The following is a 2,867-nucleotide window of genomic DNA, read 5'->3' as shown; positions in this document are numbered from 1 at the left end:
GGGCGGGGGCAAAAGCACCCACCGCGCAGGTTTTTCTAGGCGGGGGGGGGGGCGGGGGGCCCCCGCGGGGCCCCCGGGGCGCCGGTTCGCCGCGCTCTCCGCAGGAACGCGGTCCACGCCGGCAACTCCTTGCACCACAAGGACTATCGCGCACCGCATTGGGCCTAACGCGGTAACGGCGCGCTGCCGTCGCCCGATCTCCGGCAGTGAACCGGGGCCGACCGAGGCTCTGCGGGCAATGGTGGGGTTGCATGTTGTCCAGTGTTCCGACACGGAACAGGGCCGGCACGGCGGCGGCTCGATTACTGGCGGTCGCCGTGTTCGCCTCGGCGTTGGCGGTCGTGCCGGTCGGGTCGCACGGGTCGGTGGCGGTCGCCGCGACCTCGACCGGGTTCACCGACGTCCCGCCGACGGCGAAGGTGGGCGAGCCTTACACGTTCGCGGGCACCGTCACCGACGAGGGCGCGATCGACGCGGTCGAGGTGTCGACCGACGGCGGTGTGGCGTGGCGCGCGGCCTCGTGGCGCGCCGGGCAGGTGAACTGGAGCCACACGTTCACACCCGCGACCTCGGGGACCGCGCAGTTGCGGGTCCGGGCCCTGGACTCGGCGGACGCCGTGATCGACGAGGCGGCCGCGCAGACGTCGGTCGAGGCCCGGGTCTGCCCGTGCGGGCTGTGGTCCGACTCCGACGTGCCGGCGGCGACCTCGACCGACTACGCGCCGGTCGAGTTGGGCGTGAAGTGGCGCGCGACGTCCGACGGGTACGTGCGGGGCATCCGGTTCCACAAGGCGCGGACCAACACCGGGACGCACACCGGCTCCCTCTGGACCTCCGCCGGGGCGCTGCTCGCGACCGGCACGTTCCGCGACGAGACCGCGAGCGGTTGGCAGACCCTGGTCCTCCCGGAGCCCGTGCGGGTGACCCGCGACACCACCTACGTCGCCTCCTACCTGGCGCCCCGCGGGCAGTACTCCTACGACCGCGACTACTTCCGGGAGTCGCGCTACCTGGAGCCGCTGACCGGCCTCGGAACCGGGGTCGACGGCGCCAACGGCGTGTTCCGGCAGGGCGGCGGCTTCCCGGACACCGCTTCCCCGTCCGACGCGAACTACTGGGTCGACCTGGTCTGGGCGCCCGAGCCCGGCGCGGACACCAGGGTTCCCTACGTGCTCGGCACCACCCCGGTCGACGGCGCCGGCAGCGTCGGCACGCGGCCCCAGCTCACCGCGACGTTCGACGAACCGGTCGTGCCGAACTCGGTGGAGTTCACGCTGTTCGGCGCCGCCGGCACGGTGACCGGCCAGACGTCCGTCCAGAGCGGCGGCAGAACCGTCCAGTTCACCCCCTGGAACGCGTTGACCTACACCACGCCGTACATCGCGACGGTGCGGGCGCGTGACGCCGCGGGCAACCAGTCCGGCACCTACATCTGGCGGTTCATCACCGGCGCGGAACGCCGGACGGAGTGCCCGTGCACGCTGTGGGACGACTACTTCAGCCCGGCCGTGCCCACCGTCGAGGACACGCAGCCGGTGGAACTGGGCGTCAAGGTCCGGTTCGCGGGCCGGGGCGAGGTGTTGGGCGTCCGGTTCTTCAAGGGCGTGGGCGGCGGCAGCTGGCACACCGGGTCGTTCTGGACGTCCACGGGGACGCTGCTGGCGACCGGCACGTTCGCCAACGAGACCACGACCGGGTGGCAGACCCTGATGTTCGCGCAACCGGTGCCCGTGGAGGCCGGTACCACGTACGTGGCGTCCTACTTCGCGCCCAGCGGCCGCTACGGGGTCACGCAGCGGTACTTCGAGGTGCAGCACCCGATGACCTTCGGGTCGATCAGCGTGCCGCCGGACAGCCCGTCGAGCCCCAACGGGCTGTACCGCTACGGGGGCGGGTTCCCCACCGCCGGGCACGCCGCGTCGAACTACTGGGTCGCCCCCGTGTACCGCACGAGCCTCAACGGCGACTCCACCCGCCCCACGCTCGACAGCCGCACGCCCGCCGCGGGCACGACGGACGTGGCGCTCGACCAGCCGTTGACCCTCGGGTTCAGCGAGCCGGTCGACCCGCTGTCGGCGGTCATCACGCTGCTCGACAGCTCGGGCGGGTTCCTGCACGGGTCCTCCACCGCCTCGGCGGACCGGAGGACCCTGACCTGGACCGCGAACGGCGCCCTCAAGCCCGGCACCCGGTACCAGGCCCGGGTGCAGGTCGCCGACGTCAACGGCAACACCATGGCGGCGATGGACACCTGGAGCTTCACCACGGTCCCGACGACGGACTGCCCGTGCTCGCTGTTCAGCGCCGCGGCGGTGCCGACCTCCCGGTCCCTGACCGACTCCGGCGCGTACGAGCTGGGCATCCGGTTCTCCTCGACGCGTGACGGCTGGGTGGACGGGGTGAGGTTCCACAAGAGCGACGGCAGCACCGGCACCCACACGGGCTCCCTGTGGACATCGTCCGGCGTGCGGATCGCGACCGGCACGTTCACCGGGGAGACCGACACCGGCTGGCAGACCTTGAGGTTCGCCGAGCCCGTGGCCATCGTGAGCGGCGAGACCTACGTCGCCTCCTACACCGTGTCCGACGGGCGGTACTCGTTCAACGAGCAGTACTTCCTGTGGGGCAGGACGGTCGTTTCACCGCCGTTGGCCTCGGAGGGAGGCGAGGCGTCCGGTGTGTACGTCCCCGGCAGCGGGTTCCCGCGCATCTCCGGCAACGGCGCCAACTACTGGGTCGACGTCGACTTCCGGCCGGACGACGCCGGGTTGTCGTCGGTCCGGATGGGCCTGACCCCAGTCTCGGTTAAACAAAAAACAACCCCCCCACACAAACCCAGAGTGTGTGTGGGAGGGGGGGGGTGGTGT

Annotated in this window: 1 protein-coding gene; it reads left to right on the top strand. The window is 71.8% G+C overall.

Annotation, left to right across the window (positions count from 1 at the left end; genetic code table 11):
• Positions 1 to 251: 251 nt before the first annotated feature.
• Positions 252 to 2,867, top strand: a 2,616-nt coding sequence (locus ACFXGA_RS38995; protein WP_378097850.1) for a DUF4082 domain-containing protein, incomplete at its 3' end; no start/stop codon positions are given.

It is taken from the genome of Actinosynnema sp. NPDC059335, assembly GCF_042752395.1.
Classification (GTDB): domain Bacteria; phylum Actinomycetota; class Actinomycetes; order Mycobacteriales; family Pseudonocardiaceae; genus Actinosynnema.
Note: the sequence above shows the minus strand (reverse complement) of the source record. Positions and strands in the feature narration are given on the sequence as shown.